Origin of the sequence: Modicisalibacter luteus DSM 23508 (assembly GCF_000378505.1) — a bacterium.
GTDB classification, from domain to species: domain Bacteria; phylum Pseudomonadota; class Gammaproteobacteria; order Pseudomonadales; family Halomonadaceae; genus Modicisalibacter; species Modicisalibacter luteus.
In genome coordinates this window covers 271,925-294,333 of the sequence record NZ_KB899993.1, presented here as the reverse complement: position 1 = coordinate 294,333, position 22,409 = coordinate 271,925, and the positions used below count along the sequence as shown (strand labels likewise).

Genomic DNA, 22,409 nt, shown 5'->3' with positions numbered 1-22,409 from the left:
GGGCTAGACCGCGAAACTCGAAAAGAAACCCAATCTATATTTTGAACTCACAGCCTTCGATACGCCAAAGCCTGTTTGTTTGGTTGATCGAGTATTGCGAATCGCTACAAGGCCAGGAGATATAATTCTCGACTTTTTTGCGGGCTCCGGTACTACCGCATATGCTGTTGCAAAACTTAATGCCGAAGATAATGGCCAACGCCGTTTCATCCTGGTCCAAGGCTGTCAATTCATCATCCGGACATTCACCGGGGTGCGGGAATCCCATGGCGTCCTGACCAGCATAGATGGAAAGGGCGTCTACCGGGACAATATTTCGTCGAGCGGCTCTGGCGTAGCGTGAAATATAAGTACGTCTACCTGAAGGCCTTCGAGGATGGCGCTCACCTGCGTCAGGAGCTGAGTACCATCAGGAAACATGACCTTCAATGTGCGGGCTATTTGCGGATGAGACCAGTACTTGCGCAGCAAATAGGCCACCAGCTCGAACAGTTCCCCGTCGGGATGTAGCCTAGGGCGCAGACGAGGCCAATGACGCGTCAAGCGATACCGGTAGCCCGCCAGCCCTTGACGGGGCGAACGTATGGCGAGCGAGTTCCCGTGACACGGTACTTGATGCCCGGCCCAGATGAGTGGCGATGGCCCTGATCGAATGCGTGGCTCGCATCATTATGATGACGGCTCGGTCTTCAGTGGTGAGATGGCAGTAGCAATGGGTCATGGCAACACCGTACCTGATGGGTCAGATGTTGCACTTGGTCAGTGAGGCCGCCGTGTGTTCCTGTAAGTCTATGGTTAAAAAAAGAGGTAAGTGTATAATTCAAAAGTAGTAAAACCCTGCAATCCTCACAACAATGTTGCGTACCAAGAACCTAGGGAAGGGATTATAACGTGAAGAGATTTATCGGGTTGGTCGTGATGATTTCCGGCCTGCTATTTGGCTTGTCGGTGATGTTTTTATCTGAGTCCGAAAAGCCTGTTGTGAATCAGAGTTTGCAGACTCAACTTGGTCAAGAAGTTGATAGTGAAAGACGATAAAGGTAGAGCGAAGACTGAGGCCGCCTGCGGCACTGAAAGCTGCACCCCAAGACAAAGCAGGCGGCACGCGCTAAGAGGGTGTTTACAAATTATCAGGCCAGGCGAGTTAACCGGTTGAGCAGCTGTCGTCCCGCTGCTAGCCAGACCCAGGCCTCTGATACCTCAACATGTCGGTCGTGGTGCATCACCAGACGGCGTGCCTTCTCGATCCAGGCATGAGTTCGCTCAACGAGCCATCGTTTCGGCAGCACGGTAAAGCCAGGATGGCCCAAGTCAAGCATCTCATCGAACCAGTCATAGCAGACCGAATTTGAGATAGCCAAGCGACCAACGATCCCGGAATGCTCGATGGCCAGAATGAGGGCGACAGCCCCACCTGTTGCATGGCCTACGACATCAACGCGCTCAAGTCCCAGCGTCGAGAAAAGCCCAATGATCACCCTCGCCTGGCCTTGAAAAGACCGGTTGAATCGGTCGCGACGATCGGACCAGCCATGGCCCAGAAAATCTAAAGCTATGACCCGATAACCCGCACCCGCAAGGCAGGGAATAACGGCGTGATAAAGGTAGCCCCAGGTCGGTATGCCGTGCATCAGCAGGATTGTTCCCCACTGCCCCTCCCCGACGTCAATGTAACGGGTACGCACAGGTATAACATCAACGACATTGGCCGAGGTGGCAGCGACACTGTGACGCTCTGAGTCCTAGGGACTATTACACAGATTGTGACTGGCTGCTATCTGCCCTGTCCAGCGAACGTCGACTGGCTAGCCAGTTGCCTGCGATGGCCAAGGCCATAACAATTGCCCCAACTGGGCGCGTGAACTTCAGGTCCGTGGCTATGAGGTCAAGCTGATCGCGGCTCAGTTCGTGAAGCCCTACGTCAAGAGCAACAAGAACGACCGGCTCGACGCCGAGGCCATCTGTGAGGCCGTGAGCCGATCGAGGATGCGCTTCGTGAAGATCAAGACGGTGGCTCAACAAGACATCCAAGCCGCTCATCGCATTCGGGAAGAACTGGTTCATCAACGCACGGCCAAAGCGAACCAAATTCGCGGACTGGTCGGTGAATATGGGCTGGTGGCGCCAGTTGGCATCGGTCAGCTGCGAGCGGCCCTGCCACGCTGGCTGGAAGACGCCGAGAACGGCCTGGCCGATGCCTTTCGCGTGCTGCTGGCTGGTCTCGCTGAGGATCTGCGGCACCTGGACGATCGCATCGACATGGTCACGGAGAGCATTGAGCGACATGCTCACACTGACCCGCTGGCGAAACGCCTGATGACTCTTCGGGGTGTCGGCATCATCACTGCCAGCGCACTGGGTGATGCCCAGGCCTTCAAGCGTGGGCGTGATTTTGCCGCCTCACTGGGCCTGACACCGCGGCAACACAGTACAGGCGGACGCGACCGACTCCTGGGGATCAGTAAGCGTGGCGACAGTTACTTGCGCACGTTGCTGGTACATGGCGCTCGGGCGATGGTGCGATACACGGGAGGCAAGGAGGACAACCTGAGTCACTGGTTCCGGCAGCTGACCGAGCGCAAGCATGTCAATGTGGCAGTCATCGCCCTTGCCAACAAGACGGCACGGATCGCCTAGGCCATTACGCGGCGAGATGCTGCCTATGATCCCGATATGACAGAGCAATCCGATGAAGCAGTTCTCGTTCGCCCAGGCAGAGCACCAGAACAAGAAGAAGGTTACCCGCCGCGAGCGGTTCCTGGCGCAGATGGATGCCTTGGTGCCTTGGCAACGGCTGATCGACGCGCTGTCGCCATCCTACTTCCCCAACGCAGCGGGCAAGCGCGGCCGGCCACCCACCGGCCTGTAGCGTATGCTGCGGATCTACTTCCTGCAGCAGTGGTACGCGCTTGCCGATGAAGCGCTCGAAGACGCCATCTACGACAGCCAGGCCATGCGTGGCTTCATCGGTATCGATTTGGCCGTCGAGAGCGTGCCGGACGCCACCACTTTGCTGCGCTTCCGTCACCTGCTGGAGAAGCATGCCCTGACCCAGCGGATTCTCGAGGAAATCAACGCCAGCCTGGCTGAGCAGGGCCTGTTCATGCGCGAGGGCACCATCGTCGATGCCACCATTGTGGCGGCCGCACCCTCCACCAAGAACAAGGCCAAGCAACGTGATCCGGAGATGAAGCAGACCAGGAAAGGCAACCAGTATTTCTTTGGCATGAAGGCCCATATCGGAGTCGATGCGGTCACCGGGCTGACCCACAGTGTTGTTGCCACCTCGGCCAATGTCGCCGATATCACTATGGCAAGCGCCCTGGTCCGGGATGACGACAAGCGAGTATACGGCGATGCTGGGCTGGCTACACCGGCATGTGGAAGTATCTGGACGAAGAGAAGGATGCCCCCGACTCGCGGTGCTGTGTCGCCGCCAAGCGCGGCGCCATCAAGAAGTTGGAAGACAGCCCCATGAGAACGCTGCTGCTGGCATACGAGAAGGCCAAAGCCAGCCTCCGTGCCAAGGTCGAGCCCCCGTTTCATGTCATCAAGAACCTCTTCGGCTACCGGAAGGTTCGCTACAAGGGACTGGCCAAGAACCAGGCGCAGCTGTTTACCCTGTTCCCCCTCGGCAATCTAGTGCTGGCGGGACGATGCCAGGGCCATGCTGACGGGGCCGGTGTGTCTTGAATCTGGCTTGGCAGCCGGATGACCCGGCTGCCAGAGAAAACAGGCCACTTGAAGTGGTCATGCAATAGCCTCTGAGGCGATGATCTGGCCACGTTGAACGCGCCAGCCGAAGAGAAGCGAATTGTTCAGCGATTCCCTAACTTTGGCTCCGCTACATCATCCTGGCACCTGAGGCTGCTCGAGGCGATGGGGGGTATTTCTCCCTAGTGTTGCTGGGCGAAAGACGAGATATGCTTTTCTGCCAATAGCACCTAGCCACCCCGCCGTCTCTGTTCAGCTGGGACCGTATGGAGCATTTGTTCGAGCAGCTCACGCCATGCCGCGAAAAGGTACCAGAAACAGGTCGATCGTCCTCCCCCACCGTTTGGCTACCTGGTGGTCAAAGGATAATTCACGTACCAGCTCTTCCGCTGCCGGCCCAACGGCAAGAGCCGGGCGGGCCACATGAGCAAGATACATAGCGAGCCAATACGCACGTAGCATCGTACACCCAGAGGGCAGGCATGAAGTCTCGGTTGCTATGGCTGGTTATCGCCTGCGCCTTACTGGGTATGCTCTCGCCCTACCTTCTTGGGGCTGGATGCCACCGATTGCTGTCACAATCAGTATTCGTCTGGCCTACCTCATTGGCGATGGATCCTCCCGAGGCCGGCTCAACCTCACCGCGGGTGACAGGGAGTGCAGCAATTGCTTCAACCCTGCACTGTGTCTAAGGAGTCACTTGGCCTATAATCTAGTCTGCAGATACATCTTTACTGGAGTGTGCCATGATCACGGTCGAAGCCCCTGACAACAGCAAAGCCAAGGCCGCTACCGGGCTGAAGGCGGCGGTCGGTATCCTGGAAAAATGGGGTGCTAGCGGCGAACAAGGCACTGCCATCCTGCGCGTGTCACGCAGCACCTATGCTCGAGCCAAGCGCAGTGACCCTGGCTGGGAAGTCAACCTCGATGAGGATCAGCTCACGCGTATCAGCCTGGTGCTCAACATGCATGCCGCATTGCGTATAGTGTTCGATAATCCCGAGAACCTGTACGGTTTCATGGCCATGCCCAACCACAACGCGTATTTCGAGGGGAAGGCCCCGCTGGAACTCATTAGCCAAGGCGGTATCCTGCCCCTCTATGAAGTGTTCAAGCGCATCGATAGCCTGCGGGGTGCTCAGTGGTAAGCCTGGATGCCCTTTCCGTGTTGCCTAGCGCACTTCGTGAAGGGCATCGTCTGATCAATTCGAAGTTCCCGCCGGTCAGTGTGTTCGATGACGTGGCCAGCGCCAGCGAGTTCGACGACCTCTACGAGCTACAGGCGTTGACTAACCCCCGGCTCCAGACCGAAGTCGGGAACCTGGCGCTGATCGAACAGAAGGACATCCCCTTCGGCATTCCGGGCTGCTCCTATGCCACAGCCCCTTTCACTCACGTGAACCCCGATGGCTCGCGATTTGGCGATGGACAGTATGGCGTGCTCTACATTGCGGACACGATAGAAACGGCGATTGCCGAGGTCCGGCATCACCAGGACGCCTACTGGCGCAACGTGCCCGATCTCAGCTACGAGCGTTTCGTTTTCCGGGGGCTGACTTGCACTTTTGACGAAGGCGGCATGGTCGATGGTATCGCGCTTTCCCACACGGATCCCATCTATGCCCCAGACAATTACGCCGCGTCCCGGGCATTGGGCCATGCCGTGAGAGAACGCAACCTGCCGGGACTGCGTTACCACTCCGTACGCCATCCCGGTGCCATGTGCTGGGCGCTAATGTCACCCAAGCCAGTGAGTTCGATTATCCAGACTGCCCACTACGAAATGGTATGGAGCGGCACGATAACCAGTGTCAATCGGTTGTCCTCACCGTGACAAGAACCGAGTAATTGGCTGGCGCTTGTTTCGCTCGTCTCGCCCCGAGTCGATCTGATTCGGGGCCATTACCTCAATAGGCCGTGATTAATCCTGCGGCAGACGGGGCGGCCAACCATAAACTGCTGCAGAGCCATTGGGAATCCCCACATTCAGCACAACCGCCCCCTAACTCAGACCGATTTTAAGGATTCAGCAACGCCAATGTCAGCATAACGCTGACCGGAAGGTACTCTGCGCGGCAGGATGTGATATCGGAGGCAGTGAGACCGGGTGCAGATTGGCTCAAGTACACTATGCTTTATCTAAAAAATGACGTCTTGCTAGCCTTTCCTCCATCAGGCTTGGAGGTGCCGTCATGGCAGGACGTTACGAAATTCCCGATCAGGGTTGGGCATGATTGAAGATATCGTTTCGCCTGACAAACCCGCTGGGCGTGGACGTCCACGGCGCGATGATCGGCAGATGCTCAACGGCATCTTCTGGATCCTCTGCTCCGGTGCCAAATAGCGGGATCTACCCGTCCGCTTCGGCCGTGGAAAACTGTCAACCATGCTTTGGCAGTGGCGAAATGACGGCACATTCGAACGCATCCTGTCACGCCTTCACCTGAATCTCCGGGAAGATGGCTACATGTATATGTGATAGAGCATCTGTTTGGCTGGATGAAGGAAAAGCGGCGGCTCTGTACTCGCTATGGCAAGCTGGCAAAAAGCTACCACGCCATGGTCATGCTGGCTGGCTATCTGCGAGCCTGCAATGCCCTGATTGATGCTCAGTGACGAGCCTTGGTCGAAGCTGGAGAAAATTCTGGTTCAACGGGCTATCTACCGCAAGCCTGGTCTGAGGATGACGGTAGAGGGCATCTTTTATCAGATTGCCGATGAGCTCCCTTGGCCATAACTGGAGGATCGACGAGACGGAAGCGGACGATCAAGGCGCCCTTACTCCGATATTGGCCAGTGCCCTGTTCGCACACTTCCGATTGCGCCAAGAGAACAACTATGCCGAACGCCTGCTGTCGACCATGCGTTCGGTTTCGGTGGCCACATCGAACCGTTCAAGCAACCCTTCGAAACACCACGGTCATGCCTTGTCGCCAAGTCTGTGGATATATCGATCCACCCTGGACGCATCGAAGCCTGCTTACTGTTGTTCACTTGCCCAGAATGACCATTCATCTGCCAGAGAGCAAACAGGGCGAACAGCGATGCTAGCGTAAGCATGGCACTCATGCCGGCACTCATCGAAAACGGCAGATGGGGAATTTCCGAGCGCGGCAGATATTTCTGCAGTTGTCGTAGCCGCCAAGTGGCAATCACGAAGCAAAAAATACTGAACGTGACTAGCAGAAATGTGATGACCTGAGTCTCCCAATCGTTGAGTACATCAGCCATGAAGCGCATGACTGCCAGCCCGGCGATCAGGGCGGCACAGCCGGTACGCAGCCACGACGCATAAGTGCGTTCACTGGCCAGGACGGTACGATCAGAGGCTAGCTGTGCCATCTCGGTAGCTTCTTTGAAAGTATCGGTTGCCTTGTTCTGTGCCATGTCGTCCCGTTCCTTACTGTTATTTGGTCCGTTCATCAAGCGTCCTTGCTTTTTCAGGGTAGCTCTTCATGGGAGAGTTTCAGGCGATCCCCTGCGCTTGCGCATCGTTGCCTTTGTTCAACCCCTCGGCGTAATCTTTCGTAGCAGTCTCATCGGCTCTCTGTGCGGTGCGCTGCCGGGTGTGGGCAGCATCACGGCCGCATTCATGGGTTATGATCATGCCAGGCTGTCCTCTCGGGATTCGAGTCAGTTCGGCAAGGGTGAACTCAAAGGTGTAGCAGCTCCCGAGGCGGCCAATAACGCCGTCTGCGGAGCGGCACTTATTCCTATGGTGACGCTGGGTATCCCAGAATCATTATCAGTAGCGGTGATCATGGATGCTTTCATAGTTCACGGCCTAACTCCTGGACCGATGCTAATGGCGAAAAATCCGGAGATAGCCTATGCCCTTTTTATACTTCTACTAATCTCAGATATTGTTTTGCTGCTCGTATCTCTGCCACTTCTTATCCTCGTTCAAGCGGTAGTTAGAGTGCCAAGACGCTATCTGCTTCCCATCATCCCTTATCCTTTGCGGCATCGGCGCTTATAGTACCGAGCAGAGTATTTCCGATGTAAAAATCATGGTCATCTTTGGCGTCGTCGGTTTCTTCATGGAAAGGGTGGGGTTCAGCCCGGCGGCACTTCTTGTTGCCTTTATCCTAGGACCGATGGCTGAAGTATACTTGCGTCAATCGATGCGGATTTCAGGTGGAGATCCTGCTATATTTGTCACCACCCCGTTTAGCCTTCTATTCGCCGTTGCGGCGGTCGGGCTTCTATTATGGTCTATTTTCAACCGAACGCGACGGAAGGAGGCGAAAAGTTAGAAGAGCGGATCGGCAACCGCTGGCGTACACCGCCATCATAAGGCACAGACCCACGCCGGATATGGGACCGCATGATCTTGACTAGACGCGTGCCTCAATCTGATCACCAAGCAGCAAATCTAGCGAACGCCTAAAAACATACCGAAAGCTACCTTAACCAACTTGGTCAAACGATTCTGTGCCGAGGAGCGCGCCGCCATGGGCGCCCCACTTTTATGTGACTCGCATCGCTGTACCTCCCTCTCGCCTCCATGGCTGACGATGCCAAGGATGATGCCCGCTCTCACCGGGATGGATTGATGATTGCCCTGATGGCCACCACCGGCCCTCGGCGCACGGAAGGGCGGTCTCTATTTCCAAGCGCAACACTATTGAAGTGTGTCCGATCCAGCGACTGATTTCTTGAGCACGTCCGCGTAAACCTCCAGCGGCGTCCGCCAATCCAATGTCTTGCGTGGCCGTGTGTTCAGCGAATCAGCAATCGCATCGAGTTCATCCTGGCTGTATACCGAGAGATCAGTCCCCTTCGGCAGGTACTGCCGTAGTAGGCCGTTGGTATTCTCGTTGGAGCCGCGCTGCCACGGGCTGTGCGGGTCTGCAAAATAGATCGCAGTGCCGGTCCGCTGGGTAATTTCGGCGTGCTTCACCATCTCTCTGCCCTGATCGTAGGTCATGGAGAGACGCAGGGAACGCGGTACCTCATTCAGCTTGTCGCTGAACCCGGTAGCAGCGGCCGTGGCGGTAGTGCCGTCCAGCTTCGCCAGGAGCACCAACCGGGTGGTGCGCTCCACCAGCGTGCCGACGGCGGATCGGTTGTTGGCGCCCATGATCAGTTCCCCCTCCCAGTGGCCGGGCATCAGGCGGTGCTCGATCTCGGGCGGTCGCAGGTGGATGCTGACCAGATCAGGAATCTGGCCGCGTCGATCCTTGCCACGGCTGCGGGGTCGGCGCTTGCCATTGCCCTGCCTCAGGCAAGCGATAAGCGCTTTCTTGAGGCTGCCGCGGGGCATCACATAGAGCGCATTGTAGATGGCCTCGTGAGAGGCCTGGCGCTGAGTATCGTCAGGAAACATGCCCTTCAGTGTGCGGGCTATTTGCTGAGGAGACCAGTACTTGCGCAGCAGATAGGCCAGCAGCTCGAATAGCCCCCCGTCGGGATGTAACCTGGGGCGCCGACGAGGCCGATGACGTGCCAGCCGTGCCCGATAGCCCGCCAGGCTGGCATCATAGCCTGTGGCGAAACTGACAGTATGACGAGCGAGTTCTCGCGACACCGTGCTCGGCGCACGGCCCTATGACTGGCGATGGCCCGGATCGAATGGGTGGCTCGCATCATCATGATGACAGCTCGGTCTTCAGCGGTGAGGTGGCGGTAGTGAGTCATGGCAACACGGTACCTGATGGGTCAGGTGTTGCACTTGGTCATTGAGACTGTCCTTTTTTGATCTCGACTATATGAAAAATTTTAAATCTCGCCATCCAGTTGCGGATCTCCCACTAAGCGACGAGCACCGGCACATAATCGGGATCTAATCCTCTAGCCTCTTGCAAAAGCATTCATCGCAGGTTGTAGCGTACGGGCCCGAGCGCAGGCTTAATAGTCGCCTTACAGAGACACACGATTGTGAGTTGCGAACGTTGCATTATGGGTTGAGCCCAAGGTTGAAGGTGGCTGTTGTTGATTGACTCCCCATTGTCTAGCTGGCGCAAAGAAAAAATAATAAGCGAATCAGTAGGATAGCCTGAATAACTTGCGTTCCGTCAAATTTATTAGAATATTAATCATTTCCGCTGCGTAAAGTGTTGCAACGAATCATAAATATGTCTCACAATAGGGACACAACGAAGCACGAGTGTCGTCTCTTGGAGACAGCTTCTTAAAACCAAATGGCCCGAGGCCATAGATTACGCAAATGCAGAGAATGACAACATGCTGACTGATAGCCTCCTGAATGACATTCAGGACATTAATTTCTCGTATTTATTGCTAGTACAGCGTCTCATTAATGAGGATCGCGTCACCGCCATGTTCCGGCTCAAGATCAGCGAGCCTATGGCTGACATGCTGGCTTCGCTTTCCGTCAAGCAGCTGGGCCAGCTATCCCGGACCAATCAGTTGCTGTGCCGCCTGTGCTTTGATGCTCCCGAGCAGCTCTTGAGACTGACCACTGATCCTCGTGAGCAGGGGCTGGGTCAGACGCATGCCGCGTTACTCATGGCCTCAGTACCGACTCGCTCTCACGTTCAGGCAGGGTAAGCCGACATGGCCGAAAAGAGTCTGGTCAGTGAAATGCAGCAGGTCCAGATGGCCATCGAGTTGATTGAACTCGGTGCTAGGCTGCAGGTTCTTGAGACCGAAACCGATTTGAGCCGCGCACGCCTTATCAAGCTGTATAAGGAAGTCCGCGGCATGTCGCCCCCCAAGGGCATGCTGCCGTTCTCCACCGACTGGTTTGTCACCTGGCAGCCGAACATTCATTCCTCGCTGTTCTTCAATATCTATGAACGGCTGGTGGAAGATCACGGGTGTAACCGCATGGGCGCATTCGTCAGGGCGTTTCGACTCTATCTGGAGCAGTTGGCGCTTGAAGGCGCCGAACCGGTGCTTGGATTGACGCGTGCCTGGACCTTGGTACGTTTCTTCGAAAGCGGCATGCTCGAGCTCAACAAATGTATCAGTTGTAGCGGCCAGTTTGTGGCCCATGCGCACACGCCATCACACGACTTTGTCTGTGGCATCTGTCAGCCCCCGTCGCGTGCCGGAAAGACCCGCAGGCGCCGTGAGGCACTCGAAGCTGGGCGCATTGCTGGGGATGAGGAAGTGATGCTAATGTTGCAGGCTCGCCAGGCCTAAAAGAAGCCCTTTCCTGAGAAAAGGCTTCTTTAAACCCAGGCACGGGACGATCACTAGTCTTTTCTGGCTATCAGTACCCTTCAGCTATTTGCGTACCTTGGGCCCTTTGCGGCCCGTTTTTTTTGCCTGCCATACAGGAATCGGTTTCGATATTATTCCTCTCGATCCATGGCGGACGGTCACCAACGACCGCCATAACACTGGCATTCAGGGCCTCGCGGGTAGCGCCTCAGCGCCCCGTTTCTTAAATTATTGTCTATGTAGCAGTGTATATTGGAGGCCAGCCGTCGATATCAATGCCATACGAAACTTGAGATATGTGAGATACACGTGAAGATTGAAGCTAGCTTTCATGTGTTGATGGAAACGGATATGTTTATAGTGATTGCTGACCTCGATGGCGGTGGTCGTTCGGTCACAAATGACGCCGATAATGTGGTTCGACGCGTGAGCCATATACTGGGAGGCATTGGCCGGCGCCGCCTCTATTATCGGGACTCGTATGGTCGGTACGATGAGCTAAGGGTAGTCAACGAGCAGTTCTCTCGTTTCGCAGCCTGTAGCGAGAAGCAACAGCACGCGATTGCGGGTTGGGTCTCGCATTCACAACGCTCCGTGTGCCACCTCTCCTAGCCATCCAAGCATATTCCTGATCACTAAATGACGTTTATAATGCTCTGGTATGCGTGCCTCAGCGTCACTGCTTTCATCATGTTCTGGTGGGACAAAGGGGCGGCCAGACGTGGCGAATACCGCACGGCGGAGCGCAAGCTATTTACGGTTTCTTTACTCGGGGGCTGGCCTGGGAGCTACCTTGGTCGGCATGTGTTTAGACACAAGACGCGCAAGGCTGGTTTTGGGCAAAAACTGGCGTTTATCACGGTCACTATCCTGGCCACCCTGATCGTCCTTACCCTTTACCTATCGCGATATTTTCCACCTTGATGTCACATCGGAACATCACAAGTTTTCGCGACATAATTTTTTCAAAAATCCTGAGAATAAGTGGCGGGATAGTCGTACTTTCCTATACTGTTATTACATACAGTTTGCTGGGTATACCCGATGGATCACCAGTACAAATTGCTACATGACATCGAGGACGCCTTTGACCAGGTGGTTGATGCGTCTCGTGAGCTTGTTGAGATCTACCGAGCCCATCCTGGCGATGCTTGGGCCATGGGCTCCCCACATCCTGATGTCGCCTGGCTGGCCTCTGCCCTGCTCGATTTCTGGTATGAGGACGGTCAGGACGGCAGGGCTACTCGCCCGTATGTGGGCCTTGTCGCCGGGCTAGAACCGGTCATGCAGGCTGTAAGCCGTGTGAATGCGGCAAAAGAGGTCTTTGCTGACCGGATCGCTGCTATCAAGAGTGAAGACCAGCGGATGATCGCTAACCTCAAGGCTTCACTGCCGCTCCGCCACCCTTATCTGCACAAGCATCTGAAGGGGTCGGGCCTGGCTCGGCTGCACCTGAAGCAATGCTGGCGGCATATCCCGACGGCCGAACAGAGTGTGCAGCGAACCCGCCTGGCCTGGCCGGTCCATCCGGCGTGTCAGCGTGAGCGAAGCTGAGCAGATGCTTGTCGGTCTTGGCGCTGATCAGCCGCATATCCAAATACAGCTACGAGCCTTGGCTGGCCTGCCCTCCAGCGAAAAGCTGGTCCAGGTACAGCTCCAGGCGCCGCTCATGCGGGCCAACCTCTTTTATGAGGAACCTTTGCCTGACGGCCGGGTACGTCGGGCCATGAACCTCGCACTGCCCCTGTTCATTCCCAGCAAAGACGGCAAGCTTCCTCATTACAATCAGCCACCGCCGTTTCCGCCCAAAGGACGTACCCGCAAAGTGCGCAGCGATGAGCGCCTCAAGCACGATCCCTTCCTGCCGTCGTTACGCATCTATCGCTACAAGACGATAGCAGCTTGAGCTTTGTCGATTGCATGGCTCGTGGCTGCTATTCCGATGCCTGCTCACGCTTTGCCTTTTAACGCGCCCGCTCGGTGAGCTCGTTATCCACCGCTACTTTGATTAGTGCCAAACCCTCCGGAAGCCCTCGGCACATCCAGCGCAGCACCTTACGCCTGTCCGCTGCCACTAAATTCTCTACCTTGCCGGGGGCCGACCTTAATCCAAGCTCTTCAAGCAGCGCGTTTGAAGGGGCTGACGAAAAGGCATCTCTACCCGAGCGCAATTTGCGCAAAATCCTGAAACTTAGCCTGTCCCTTCAATGATTTTCGAATCAGCTGTTGCACCGGCTCCGATCGTTCACGGTGATGGGAAGCCAAAGGCAAGGGAATCAGGCTGCAACCACGCATTGACTGGAGCCAATCAGCGTACTCCCTTGCAGGGGCCAAATTGCCAGAAGCCCAATCGTTGAGCATGCGGCAGAACGCATCCGATCCTGCCTTAGCTGCGGCCGGCTGGGTCACGGGCACCTGCAGACTGATCTTTCTCTTCGTCACCTCGAACCCGGCCGCTTCCGCCACTTGCTCAAGCTCCAGGGGAAGATGGTCTGACGAAACATAGGCACGCGTTGCAGCGTTCCCCGCAGACGCATCCTTAGTTGGAAAGCCTTGGGCATTATGAGTGCAATTCGTTAACACTTGGATTCATAGAATAACCGCAGCACTTTGGACCACACGACAGAGGCAGGAGGGCCAGCGCCGGTACCCTTCTCGGCTCACCAATGGGATAGAGTCCGCCCCACCCCGCCCCACCTACATCGGCGCTATTGCGCCACACTGACAGGTGACGGGGCGGTAGCCCTATCCGATGCTGAGGAGCGCTTCCCATGAACATTACCCGGGTCGGTGTCGATATCGCAAAATCTGTCTTCCATGTGTATGGCGTAGACTGCCATGACCAGCCTCAGTGGCGTGGTAAATACTCACGGGACAAGTGGTTGCATGCCATCGTCAAGCGAGTCCCGGCGGGTGCTGAAATCGGCATGGAAGCCTGTGCCACCTCCCACTACTGGGCGCGTGAACTTCAGGTCCGTGGCTATCAGGTCAAGCTGATGGCGGCTCAGTTCGTGAAGCCCTACTGTTCTGGTCAAGTCAGCGTGGATACGTGCTCAAGCCGCAGTTGCCAGCTCGACTTCCCTCGCCCTCTGGTAGCTGTAAGAGGCCGGAAGATAGATTAAGGCCTTCGCTTCACACAGCAGGAGGCAGCACAGGGACGGAGAGCAATAAAAATACGAGTTGGCTGGCCCAACCCCGCCGGGTGCTTCTTGCCCATGACATCCTGGTAGCCATCGTTGTTAATCTGTACGTGTCAAGGCCCAACAGCAGGGCCCTTGAAACGGGAGCAGCCACGACAATGCTGGCTGCGGTGAACAGACTCACAGGCCACGGCTCGAGCGGCCCAATAGTGTTTGCGCAAACACTTCTCTCAGCACAGCCATGCAAGCTCCCCTCTGGCCGGAAAGATACGGCCATTCCTTGAAGCTAGGAATGGCTGAAGCTGCTTTCAAGCTTGCATGGCTTTAAGGCTTTGGATTAGGAATCCCATAATCGATAGGATTAACAATACCTTCCAGCTTTCCTATTTGTGAGAAATCTGCAGAGGTTAAAATGGTATCGCTAGTCGTGTCGGGAAACGCGAGATTCTTGACAACATGTACCATGTTCGGCATGCCTTTGGCATCGATATCCACGATCCAGGCAAGAAAACCTTGTGAAAATTTCGCCAAGGTGCCAATGGGATATAATCCGTACAGTTGAATATATTCAACGAGCAACGTTTTGTCATATTGATCGGCGTGCTCGTTTACCCATCGATACGCATCGATCGGTGTTCTGGGTGCTGCTTCATTACGCGGGTTGGTCAGCTTATTCACGATTTTAATCAGCGACACTAACTTAGCGTTTTCGGAGAGCATTGCTGCCATTTTACCGGCTGGGTAGCCACTCCCATCCAGGCGTTCATTACTATTCAATAGGATATCCCTGCAGATGTCGCTGGGCTGCCAACCCAGCGATTCGAGCTTTTCCGCAAGAGCCTGAACGTGCCCTTTCAGTATCTCTTTCTGGTAGGGAGTCATATTAACTTTCAGTGACGGAACTTCTCTACTTAAGATCAGGGGTTTGCCCATGGTATGCAGCAGCGCCCCTGCAATAGCTTCGCGGGTCGTGTTGGAGTGAGGCGCCTCGAACATTAGGAAATCTGCCAAGGAGGCAGCTACCTGAACGGCATGCCGTACCCATTCAGACTCCCCCCTCAAGTAGGAAAGCGCATAAAGAAGTTGCTTTCGGTCTTTCCCTACGAGGAAAAGCAGGGTATCTGCACAATCATACAAGGTGTCCTGAGGGAAAATGCTCCTGTTTTTCATGAACATCAGCATTACCTGCAGCTGGTGAGCTACTTCCCTAACACCCCGCACCATTGGGGGCAGCTTAGATGCCTCCTCTCGCTCCGTTTTCTCGCGAATGAGTAGTTTTTTTTCTTTATCACCAGCAATGAACAGCTTTGACGTACCGTCCCCCAGTGTTCTTATTCCTGCACGACCAGCCGCTTCACGCTCGGATTCGGTGACGTAGTAGGACAAATCTTTCTCACTGTTTTCATCCATACCACTAAAATGGATGCCCACAGCCGCATGCCACGAATTTCCGAATGGGCGGATATGGCGTATTTCTCCCTTAGTAAAAAACTTTTCTCCGCTGGGAAAATTGACAGTTATCCCTGCTATGTCCTGCCCAACGGTTAGCACTGCACTGTCCTCGATAGAAATATCGACCATGCAGCCGCCTACCGAAAGATTGCGAAGCGTTCCCTTTAGCGTCAGTTCGTTTTCATAGACTTCGATATTGACACGGGCCTGCATGCCCAAGATAAATGGAACCCTAACACCGCCTCGACTTTCGTAAATGAACACCGAGTGGGGTAACTGACAATCTAGCTCATAAAGGTTCCTGTCCTTTCTCATGACCTGCGATTTCACTTTCTCAAAATTTAATATTTCTGTCTCATCACCCTCTTTTCTGATTTCGATATCAAAAGAAACCATTCCATCAGTGAGGTAGCTATAGATGTCTCGTTCGTCGGTAAAAACTTGTAGCAATAAGTTGCCAGTACCTACATCCACCCGCACAACTTGTGCCTCGATTGAGTAAGGCACCGCCTTTGAGTAGATAGTTACCTCATGCTCAGAGCCCAATACAGCTTGGATCATCTGCGCTGAATGATTTTCTTTTTCACTGAATGGCATGGCCGTCTCGCTTAAAACAAATACCACGTTGTTCGGCTCTGTCTTCATATATTCTTATTATGAAGGAAAGCCAGGCTCTTACGCTGGTTGCTGTCAATGCAATGTCACTGCAACCAGAGCTGATGTCAACTGCACTGTTTGGTGTCCCTGGTTGAAGGTTTAACGAATCTTCAGCCAAAGCGGGAGAATAGTTCTGGCATACTGGCAAGCGTGGGCCTCCGACGTGCCGACCAAAAAGGCCCTGCGTAAAGTGCCTAGCGTCTCGACGCCACGCCAAATAGTAATTGCCCGAACGCTGCGGCCCAGAAAGAGTCATCCAGCGTTAAGCAGGCCATCGCCTACTCTCATGGGCTCGGAGGCTCCGGTGGTGAGCGCGTTAATCTCTGCGCTAATGCGGCTAGTTGCCCCCGTCCTGCTTCCATGGTTAATGACTGATGCTTTTTACGTCAATCTGAGCAAACTCATCCCCTACCCATTGCTGCAGTTCAGCGAAAGGCATGGGGCGAGCAAATAGATAGCCCTGTCCTGTTTCAACCTCGAGGCTAACCAGGCATTGGCATTGCTCTTCGGTCTCGATGCCCTCGGCGACCAGCTTGAGATGAAAATTTTTGGCCAGCGACACGATGGTCTGGGTGACCGCTGCATCCGCACTTTCGGTGACGATATTGTCGATAAAGCACTTGTCGATCTTGAGCGTGGTAATGGGCAATCGATGAATGTAGCTCAGTGAGCAGTAGCCGGTACCGAAATCGTCAAGCGCAATGCCCACTCCCATGTTTCGCAGTGCTCGAAGTTTATCAATATTTTCCTGGTTCAGGTCTGCCAGGGCGGTTTCGGTGAGCTCGAGCTCAAGGGCCGCCGGGGAGATGCTGAAATGTGACAGGGTCTGCTCGACGGTCGTGACGAAATCATCCTGCTCCAGATGCTGGGCAGAAATGTTGACCGCCACCCGGGCTGGGCCGCCTTGGGTCTGCCAAGTCCGCATGGACTCGCAGGCTTTCGCGAGCACCCACCGGTCAATCAGGGTGATCAGGCCGTTGCCCTCGGCTATCGGAATAAACTTATTTGGCGGCACCAGGTCACCGCTCGGCAGGCGCCACCGAATTAGCGCCTCCACGCTGGTCAATGATCGGTCCTTCAAATTCACCTTTGGCTGGAACCACAGTTCGAACTGGTCCAGTGCGAGGGCTGCGTGTAGCCCTGCCTCGGTTCGTATCTGTGCCAGCGCCTGGCGCTGCACAGTAGGCGAATAAAATGTCGGATGCTGCATCCGTTCAGTGCGGGCCAGGGCCGCGCCCGCGCAGTCCAGCAAGGAAGCGGCGTTTGCGGCGTCGTCAGGGTAAACGGCAATGCCCACGGCGGGGGTGATATGCACGCGCTCCCCCCTGACATCGAGGGGGGTGGCTGTAAGCTGTTGAATGGTTTGAAACACCTCAAGTGCATCGCTGGTGGAGGCACCGGCACGCAGCATCAGTGCCCACTCGTCGACAGAGAGCCGCGCCAAGGAATAGTTGTCGCCCAGGAGGGCCTTGAGGCGCTCGCTACAAACGAGACCCGCCTCTTCCAATGCCCGATTGCCCAGGGATTTTAAAACCGGCGTTAGGGGAATGTGGATGGCCATGGCGTATACTTGCCGCCCCAGCACCGTCCCATCCTGGATGGCCTGGCTCAAGCGATCCAGGAATAGCGTCTTGTTGGGCAATCCTGATCCCTGATCATGACTGGTGAGATAGGCAAGTCGTGTGCTCTGGGTGAGTGCCTGGCGTCTCGCTCGTAGCAGCATGTCAACCCGCTGTGTCAGCTCACTCGGGTCGATCGGGGTGAGCAGGAACTCATCGATGAGCGAGTCACAGGCCTGCAATGCCCGGGAAAGGTCTTTGCGTGAGGCAATCAACATGGCTGGCAGGAAGACGGGTTGCGCATGGCTTCTCGCTTCAGCGAGTACCTGACGCCAGCGTACCGCGCCCGCTGGGTCTAGGATGGCAAGGTCGAACGAAGCCTCTGTTGGGCTGCCTTGCCCGATATCGTCTACAGCGCCAGTCTCGTCAGGGATGAGCACGTGATAACGCGGTTTCAAGTGTTCTATCAGCTGTTTGCGGTTGCCACTGGCCCCCACCAGCACCAGGATCCGCTCCCGATGAGCGACGGATGATACTGGGTTGCTGTCTTCCTCCGCTATGCCGCGCCAGAAGACCGCTTGATTGCTGCTGCTTGTTTTCATGGATGTCCGTTCCCGACTGACTGCATCGCTGGGGTCTCACCGGCCAGATCCGAAAGTAACCCCAGGAGCATGGGCTTTTTCACCGGCTTCTGTAGAAAACTGGCCGCACCGTAGCGTAGCGCCTGCCCTCCCTGGCGGGTTTCCTGCGCTGTGCAGAGCACGATAAAGCGCACCTCATGGCTATTCAGGGTCTGACACATCCGCCAGTCAGCCGGGCCAAAGCCTGAAATGTCCACGAGCGCGATGCGGTGGTCACCAGATTGAGACATCGCCGCCGTCAGGGCCTCATGGTTCGACGCACTGATCGCGGTATAACCGATCGCCTTCAGGGCATCTGCCATCACACGTGCATTGCCCGGCCGTTTCATCACCAGTAGGACGGTTGCCATCGTTCCCGCTCCGGTCAGCCAAGGTCTTGGGAAGGCATGCCCGACAGCACACTATGCAAGCCTTCTATCGGCTCATGAACGATCAGCCCACCTTCACCGATATCATAGGTGTGCAGGGCAGTATCAAAGCCGCTCAAGCGTTTTTTGAGCACCCCTAGGGCCTTTTTCATCTCCCCCGCCGATTCCATGTAGCGCAGAAAGAGCAGGTTGTCAGAAAGGTAACTGAAGCCCTTCTCGGTCGCCTGGAACTCCTGTCCGGTGACGGCCTGAGTTTCATTGACCAAGATGACGGTCACGCCCATTCTCGCCAGTGTCTTGGCGAACGTGTGCAGGCGTTCTTCGATTTCCTCACCGCCCAGCGTGAGTCCAAAACCGGCAACACTGTCGAGAATGACTAGCTCAACGCCCCGTTGAGTGACCTGCTGGAGAACCTCAGACGTGAATTCGTCGGCCAGATAGCGCATGGGCTCGACCGGCTCGATAGCCACGGTCCCCTCGCGTACCGCCTGGTGCAGCCCTAACCCCAGGCTCTGGGTGCGGCGCAGGAAAATGGTGGCGTCTTCCTCAAACAGGAACAGGGCGCTGGCCGCTCCTTTGCGTGCAGCGGCGGCCGCAAACTGAGCGGCCAATGTCGACTTGCCCACGCCGGCCGGCCCGGTGATCATCGAAATGGTTCCGGCTTCGAATCCCCCATGCAGAATGGCGTCGATGCTCAAAGAGCCGCTGCCCCAGAGCTTGTCTTCATCGTTGGGGGTCCGGGTTAGAGGAGGAACCAGCCTGGGGAAGACTTGCATCCCCGCCGTGCCAAGGCGCATGTGATGCCGTCCCTGGACGAACCCCGAGCCCCGGAACTTCGTCACTCGAACAATGGAGCCGGCCTGGCCGGTGTCGAAATTGAGCACGCCATCAGCCATGAACTGCAGATCATCGTCGGGCATGTCCTGGCTGCTCTCGGATGAGAAAAGAACGGTCGCCCCGCGTTGCGTGAGGAAGCGCAGAAAGGACATGACCTGCTTGCGGTACTGGTAGGCGTCTGCGGAGAGAAAGCGCAGCTGGGTCAAGGAGTCGACGAATACCCGTTTGGGGGCAAGCTCATTCACCGCTTGAACGATGGCGTCCACCAGCGGTTCCTGCTCGACATCCCCTGAGGAGAAAATATCGTAGCCCTGCTGATCGGTGAAAAAGTGCTCGTCGGGAATCAGGCTCAGGAAATTGACGTTCGTAACATCCAGCCCCACTGACGTGGCATTGGCTTCGATCTGTGCTTCCGGCTCCTGAAAACCAATAAACAGCACCGGCTCATCTTGATTGGCGGCAGTCAGGAAATGCAAGCCAAGCGTCGTTTTGCCTGACCCCGGGCCGCCGCGAACCAGGTAGCTTCGGTTCTCGATCAACCCTCCCCCAAGAATGTCATCGACGCCTCGGACGCCAGTCGATAACCGCTGCTCAAGACTGCTCTGTGCCATGCCTGCTCACTCTTTGTATAGCGTCTAATTACATTGTTATTAGAAATACCATATTTTCTTATTATTCGATATGGCTGGCCATATCTAAACATTCCATGCAGTAGTGGCAGGGCTGTATACTTGCGATAGAATTTCTATAGCATGACACTTCAATGTCAAATTTATGTCGATTCTTAGCATAGCTTTTGGTTATTGAAATAAAGGTTGCTTTAGCAAGATTTTATTTCATTAAACCTTGCGACTCATTTATAAGCTGCCCGCTTTGTGTCGAACTGTCCCCTGCTCGACACGCCGCAATCGGATGCCGGTCGGGAAAGCGCCAAGCTACCGAGGCAGACAGGTATGACTTGCAGAATAAATCAGGTGCGCTCGGTGCGCCGCTGTTACTGGTATTCGGGGGTATTCGGGGGACGAACATTCCTCGGTAAATCTGATTACTGCGCCACCATCGTTATTATAATGGTCTTCAAACGTTCGGGTTCCCGTGCGCACGAACCCAACGAAACGCTTAGCCCTTGCTGATTTGTTGTTTATTTCCAGATAAGGCAAGACGTTTAGGTGAAACTATCCTGCCTTTCGACTAGCAATTCGCAGGGCGAACCGACCATTGCCATGTATCTGATGGCACCGCCCCTCCTTGGCCTGCCAAGCCCGGCAGACGTGGCGCTTCATATACTCTTGTTTAACTTGAATAAGCACTGGAGAACTGAGCAATAACATCGACGAGCAGGTGTCGCTGGACCTGAGAGATGACCTGGCTCTGAAGAGCCTGCGCTTTGCCGATGCCCTCCTCGATGAGGCCAGCCAGGCCGACGATGGCGAAGATCCTGTCCTGAGGCTTGAGATGGATTTTACGCTGATGGCCATCGCCTTGGGTGCGTAATCGATATGCTGATCGAGGAGCTGGGTGGTGAGGTGCCGCAGCTGAGCGCCGTGGCATGAATATCGAAGCATCACGTTGACGATAACAATTACTGAATGAGCTAATGCTTCATAAGCTGATGTTTCTCTGCCCAGAGACGGTTTCTTTGTCACGAAATGGTCACGTTGCTCTTCGCCCACTCCTGTCTGGCTTATCTTCTAATGACTCCAGCCGATAATGCATAACAATAGGAGGCACATATGGAACGGGAATTCTTGGTAGTTGATGGTTTAAAGGTCACTCCAGAAACCGTACGTGATTGGCGTTATCGCATGGATGAAATGAAGTCACAGCTTGAGCAGCGAGATGGCTATGCGCTGATAGCGCTTATCAGCCAAATCAGGGACGCGGCAGGCGCCCCACCCTCGCTGCCTCCAGATGAGCTTCCTCAATTCATTGCGGAACTAAGAGAGAGCTGACGCTGCTACCGGAGTCTCGCCTATGGGGAAGGTGCTGGAATTCAGAAACAAGATATGGCGACACCGTTCCAGCGGAGGCCGTTTCAAAGTCATGGGCATCGCCGAAGGCGTAGGCACCCTGAACGGAGACAAGGTAGTCTTCTACCAAGCCGTTGATGCTAAGAACCAGCTAGTCGAAGGACAGCTTTATGCCCGTGCGTACAGCGAATGGCTGGACCTGATGAAACCCGAATAGCTCAGTACAGGATTTAGACCCCATAGCCGCCTTTGAGGCGGCTTATTCTAAGAATAATCATCATGGCCCGCAACTGCTCTTGGGAAGGAGCGGGCCAATACATCTTGCCTTGGCTATTGGACCTTAAGGCACCTGATGACGCCAATAGGCCCACGGCGACTCAAACTGCTAAGACTGACTCGGTTGCCAAGCTCAAGGCGCAATGGAAGCCCCTTAGCAACTAACCCAAAAGTATGAGAAATTGTGACTGCATATTTCTCATTGTAGTTATAGGCTGTACATACACATTCAGAAAAAACGCAGGGAAGGGAATCTCGATGCGTATAGTTTTGTTCGGTGCCTTGATCGCAGGAGCGGCAGTGTCATTCGTAGCGCTAAAGCAGGAAAACAGCGAGAATCCAAACGAGTCCGTGATGTCTCTTCAACAGCAGCTCAAGCAGGAATCCATGCAAGAGCGCGAGGGATGGGGCGGACCGAGCTAGTCGAATACCCCCTTCTGAGAACAAAAGCACTTCTTATGTAGCCGCCCTCGGGCGGCTTCGTCATATCTAGAGGTATCAGTGGCCAGGCAGCATGGCCGGCGTACAAATTGCGATACGTCGAAGCCCAAGCCACCTATGGCTACTAGTTCGCTATCGCTTAAGCACACGGCAACGCGCCAGGCACCTACAGCCATCGGCGTTAAACGCTAATGTGGAGCGCCGTGGGTGCTGCAACCAAGCT

21 protein-coding genes and 6 pseudogenes are annotated in these 22,409 nt (G+C 55.2%); 18 read left to right on the top strand and 9 right to left on the bottom strand.

Translation table 11 applies throughout. From position 1 onward, the window contains the following. Positions 1 to 43: 43 nt before the first annotated feature. A pseudogene (locus F568_RS26340) lies at positions 44 to 343 on the top strand (DNA methyltransferase); the annotation flags it as partial. 20 nt (positions 344 to 363) lie between these two features. Here F568_RS26340 and F568_RS26505 read toward each other — a convergent pair. Together F568_RS26505 and F568_RS25405 are read right to left on the bottom strand one after the other, a co-directional pair. After that, a pseudogene (locus F568_RS26505) lies at positions 364 to 721 on the bottom strand (helix-turn-helix domain-containing protein); the annotation flags it as partial. Between the two features lie 409 nt (positions 722 to 1,130). After that, the gene (locus F568_RS25405) at positions 1,131 to 1,685 is read right to left on the bottom strand and encodes an alpha/beta fold hydrolase (protein ID WP_268247065.1); all 555 of its coding nucleotides are present in this window, start codon (positions 1,683 to 1,685) and stop codon (positions 1,131 to 1,133) included. A gap of 178 nt (positions 1,686 to 1,863) precedes the next feature. Between F568_RS25405 and F568_RS22605 the strand changes: the two are divergent. From F568_RS22605 to F568_RS25265, 5 genes and pseudogenes are all read left to right on the top strand, one after another. Next, positions 1,864 to 2,637, top strand: a pseudogene (locus tag F568_RS22605) (IS110 family RNA-guided transposase); the annotation flags it as partial. Between the two features lie 52 nt (positions 2,638 to 2,689). Then, positions 2,690 to 3,693: pseudogene (locus F568_RS24355) on the top strand (IS5 family transposase). A gap of 767 nt (positions 3,694 to 4,460) precedes the next feature. Continuing rightward, positions 4,461 to 4,862 (top strand): antitoxin Xre/MbcA/ParS toxin-binding domain-containing protein, encoded by a 402-nt coding sequence (locus F568_RS0109730; RefSeq protein WP_019018532.1) that lies wholly within the window; start codon positions 4,461 to 4,463, stop codon positions 4,860 to 4,862. Beyond that, positions 4,856 to 5,548, top strand: coding sequence for an RES family NAD+ phosphorylase (locus F568_RS0109725; protein ID WP_051087949.1), 693 nt, complete (start codon positions 4,856 to 4,858; stop codon positions 5,546 to 5,548). The genes F568_RS0109730 and F568_RS0109725 overlap by 7 nt, the downstream gene beginning before the upstream one ends. Positions 5,549 to 6,189: 641 nt before the next feature. Further along, entirely contained in the window at positions 6,190 to 6,330 is a 141-nt protein-coding gene (locus F568_RS25265; RefSeq protein ID WP_169338668.1) for a transposase, read from the top strand. 162 nt (positions 6,331 to 6,492) lie between these two features. On the opposite strand, the gene F568_RS24925 is transcribed toward F568_RS25265, so the two are convergent. Next, positions 6,493 to 7,101, bottom strand: coding sequence for a YidH family protein (locus F568_RS24925; RefSeq protein ID WP_019018528.1), 609 nt, complete (start codon positions 7,099 to 7,101; stop codon positions 6,493 to 6,495). Between the two features lie 97 nt (positions 7,102 to 7,198). On the opposite strand from F568_RS24925, the gene F568_RS24330 reads away from it, so the two are divergent. Beyond that, entirely contained in the window at positions 7,199 to 7,693 is a 495-nt protein-coding gene (locus F568_RS24330) for a tripartite tricarboxylate transporter permease (RefSeq protein WP_169338667.1), read from the top strand. A 31-nt stretch (positions 7,694 to 7,724) separates the two neighbouring features. Then, positions 7,725 to 7,970 (top strand): hypothetical protein, encoded by a 246-nt coding sequence (locus F568_RS26335; protein WP_019018526.1) that lies wholly within the window; start codon positions 7,725 to 7,727, stop codon positions 7,968 to 7,970. A 368-nt stretch (positions 7,971 to 8,338) separates the two neighbouring features. On the opposite strand, the pseudogene F568_RS22590 reads toward F568_RS26335, so the two are convergent. After that, positions 8,339 to 9,354: pseudogene (locus F568_RS22590) on the bottom strand (IS30 family transposase). 546 nt (positions 9,355 to 9,900) lie between these two features. On the opposite strand from F568_RS22590, the gene flhD reads away from it, so the two are divergent. The 5 genes from flhD (at position 9,901) to F568_RS26225 (ending at position 12,751) form a co-directional block, all read left to right on the top strand. Beyond that, a complete protein-coding gene (gene flhD, locus F568_RS0109690) occupies positions 9,901 to 10,227 on the top strand; it encodes a flagellar transcriptional regulator FlhD (protein ID WP_019018524.1) in 327 nt (108 codons plus the stop codon). A 6-nt stretch (positions 10,228 to 10,233) separates the two neighbouring features. Beyond that, positions 10,234 to 10,824, top strand: a complete 591-nt coding sequence (gene flhC / locus F568_RS0109685; RefSeq protein ID WP_019018523.1) for a flagellar transcriptional regulator FlhC — start codon at positions 10,234 to 10,236, stop codon at positions 10,822 to 10,824. 660 nt (positions 10,825 to 11,484) lie between these two features. Continuing rightward, complete coding sequence (locus tag F568_RS26330; RefSeq protein WP_026300452.1) at positions 11,485 to 11,769, top strand: DUF1294 domain-containing protein; 285 nt, start codon at positions 11,485 to 11,487, stop codon at positions 11,767 to 11,769. A 120-nt stretch (positions 11,770 to 11,889) separates the two neighbouring features. Next, complete coding sequence (locus F568_RS26230; RefSeq protein WP_308428064.1) at positions 11,890 to 12,399, top strand: hypothetical protein; 510 nt, start codon at positions 11,890 to 11,892, stop codon at positions 12,397 to 12,399. After that, positions 12,386 to 12,751, top strand: coding sequence for a hypothetical protein (locus F568_RS26225; protein ID WP_308428063.1), 366 nt, complete (start codon positions 12,386 to 12,388; stop codon positions 12,749 to 12,751). Before F568_RS26230 ends, F568_RS26225 begins: the two co-directional genes overlap by 14 nt. Before the next feature lie 251 nt (positions 12,752 to 13,002). Here the strand turns inward: F568_RS26225 and F568_RS0109665 are convergent, their stop codons facing one another. Next, positions 13,003 to 13,311, bottom strand: coding sequence for a hypothetical protein (locus tag F568_RS0109665; RefSeq protein WP_019018520.1), 309 nt, complete (start codon positions 13,309 to 13,311; stop codon positions 13,003 to 13,005). 449 nt (positions 13,312 to 13,760) lie between these two features. Here F568_RS0109665 and F568_RS26325 point away from each other — a divergent pair. After that, positions 13,761 to 13,868, top strand: a pseudogene (locus tag F568_RS26325) (IS110 family transposase); the annotation flags it as partial. 441 nt (positions 13,869 to 14,309) lie between these two features. Here the strand turns inward: F568_RS26325 and F568_RS0109655 are convergent. The 4 genes from F568_RS0109655 to F568_RS0109640 form a co-directional block, all read right to left on the bottom strand. Then, positions 14,310 to 16,034, bottom strand: coding sequence for a PilZ domain-containing protein (locus F568_RS0109655; protein WP_026300451.1), 1,725 nt, complete (start codon positions 16,032 to 16,034; stop codon positions 14,310 to 14,312). A gap of 424 nt (positions 16,035 to 16,458) precedes the next feature. Continuing rightward, a complete protein-coding gene (locus F568_RS22575) occupies positions 16,459 to 18,255 on the bottom strand; it encodes a putative bifunctional diguanylate cyclase/phosphodiesterase (RefSeq protein ID WP_019018517.1) in 1,797 nt (598 codons plus the stop codon). After that, positions 18,252 to 18,644 carry a response regulator gene (locus F568_RS22570; protein ID WP_019018516.1) on the bottom strand — a complete coding sequence of 131 codons (393 nt, stop codon included), beginning with the start codon at positions 18,642 to 18,644 and terminating at the stop codon, positions 18,252 to 18,254. Before F568_RS22570 ends, F568_RS22575 begins: the two co-directional genes overlap by 4 nt. A 14-nt stretch (positions 18,645 to 18,658) precedes the next feature. Then, complete coding sequence (locus F568_RS0109640) at positions 18,659 to 20,110, bottom strand: ATPase domain-containing protein (RefSeq protein WP_019018515.1); 1,452 nt, start codon at positions 20,108 to 20,110, stop codon at positions 18,659 to 18,661. 730 nt (positions 20,111 to 20,840) lie between these two features. Between F568_RS0109640 and F568_RS25690 the strand changes: the two genes are divergently transcribed. From F568_RS25690 to F568_RS24915, 4 genes are all read left to right on the top strand, one after another. After that, complete coding sequence (locus tag F568_RS25690; protein ID WP_019018514.1) at positions 20,841 to 20,993, top strand: recombination-associated protein RdgC; 153 nt, start codon at positions 20,841 to 20,843, stop codon at positions 20,991 to 20,993. Positions 20,994 to 21,232: 239 nt separating this feature from the next. Beyond that, a complete protein-coding gene (locus F568_RS0109630) occupies positions 21,233 to 21,451 on the top strand; it encodes a hypothetical protein (protein ID WP_019018513.1) in 219 nt (72 codons plus the stop codon). 22 nt (positions 21,452 to 21,473) lie between these two features. Further along, on the top strand, positions 21,474 to 21,686 hold the full coding sequence (locus F568_RS0109625; RefSeq protein ID WP_019018512.1) for a hypothetical protein: 213 nt from the start codon (positions 21,474 to 21,476) through the stop codon (positions 21,684 to 21,686). Positions 21,687 to 22,003: 317 nt separating this feature from the next. Next, positions 22,004 to 22,168 carry a hypothetical protein gene (locus F568_RS24915; protein ID WP_019018510.1) on the top strand — a complete coding sequence of 55 codons (165 nt, stop codon included), beginning with the start codon at positions 22,004 to 22,006 and terminating at the stop codon, positions 22,166 to 22,168. Positions 22,169 to 22,409: the final 241 nt, after the last annotated feature.

Bases quoted from the DNA above. Each gene is read 5' to 3' on its own strand.
- F568_RS0109730 (WP_019018532.1), top strand. From the start codon at position 4,461: ATGATCACGGTCGAAGCCCCTGACAACAGCAAAGCCAAGGCCGCTACC.
- F568_RS24925 (WP_019018528.1), bottom strand. From the start codon at position 7,101: ATGGCACAGAACAAGGCAACCGATACTTTCAAAGAAGCTACCGAGATG.
- F568_RS26335 (WP_019018526.1), top strand. From the start codon at position 7,725: ATGGTCATCTTTGGCGTCGTCGGTTTCTTCATGGAAAGGGTGGGGTTC.
- flhD (WP_019018524.1), top strand. From the start codon at position 9,901: ATGCTGACTGATAGCCTCCTGAATGACATTCAGGACATTAATTTCTCG.
- flhC (WP_019018523.1), top strand. From the start codon at position 10,234: ATGGCCGAAAAGAGTCTGGTCAGTGAAATGCAGCAGGTCCAGATGGCC.
- F568_RS26330 (WP_026300452.1), top strand. From the start codon at position 11,485: ATGACGTTTATAATGCTCTGGTATGCGTGCCTCAGCGTCACTGCTTTC.
- F568_RS26230 (WP_308428064.1), top strand. From the start codon at position 11,890: ATGGATCACCAGTACAAATTGCTACATGACATCGAGGACGCCTTTGAC.
- F568_RS0109655 (WP_026300451.1), bottom strand. From the start codon at position 16,034: ATGCCATTCAGTGAAAAAGAAAATCATTCAGCGCAGATGATCCAAGCT.
- F568_RS22575 (WP_019018517.1), bottom strand. From the start codon at position 18,255: ATGAAAACAAGCAGCAGCAATCAAGCGGTCTTCTGGCGCGGCATAGCG.
- F568_RS22570 (WP_019018516.1), bottom strand. From the start codon at position 18,644: ATGGCAACCGTCCTACTGGTGATGAAACGGCCGGGCAATGCACGTGTG.
- F568_RS0109640 (WP_019018515.1), bottom strand. From the start codon at position 20,110: ATGGCACAGAGCAGTCTTGAGCAGCGGTTATCGACTGGCGTCCGAGGC.
- F568_RS0109630 (WP_019018513.1), top strand. From the start codon at position 21,233: ATGGAACGGGAATTCTTGGTAGTTGATGGTTTAAAGGTCACTCCAGAA.
- F568_RS0109625 (WP_019018512.1), top strand. From the start codon at position 21,474: ATGGGGAAGGTGCTGGAATTCAGAAACAAGATATGGCGACACCGTTCC.
- F568_RS24915 (WP_019018510.1), top strand. From the start codon at position 22,004: ATGCGTATAGTTTTGTTCGGTGCCTTGATCGCAGGAGCGGCAGTGTCA.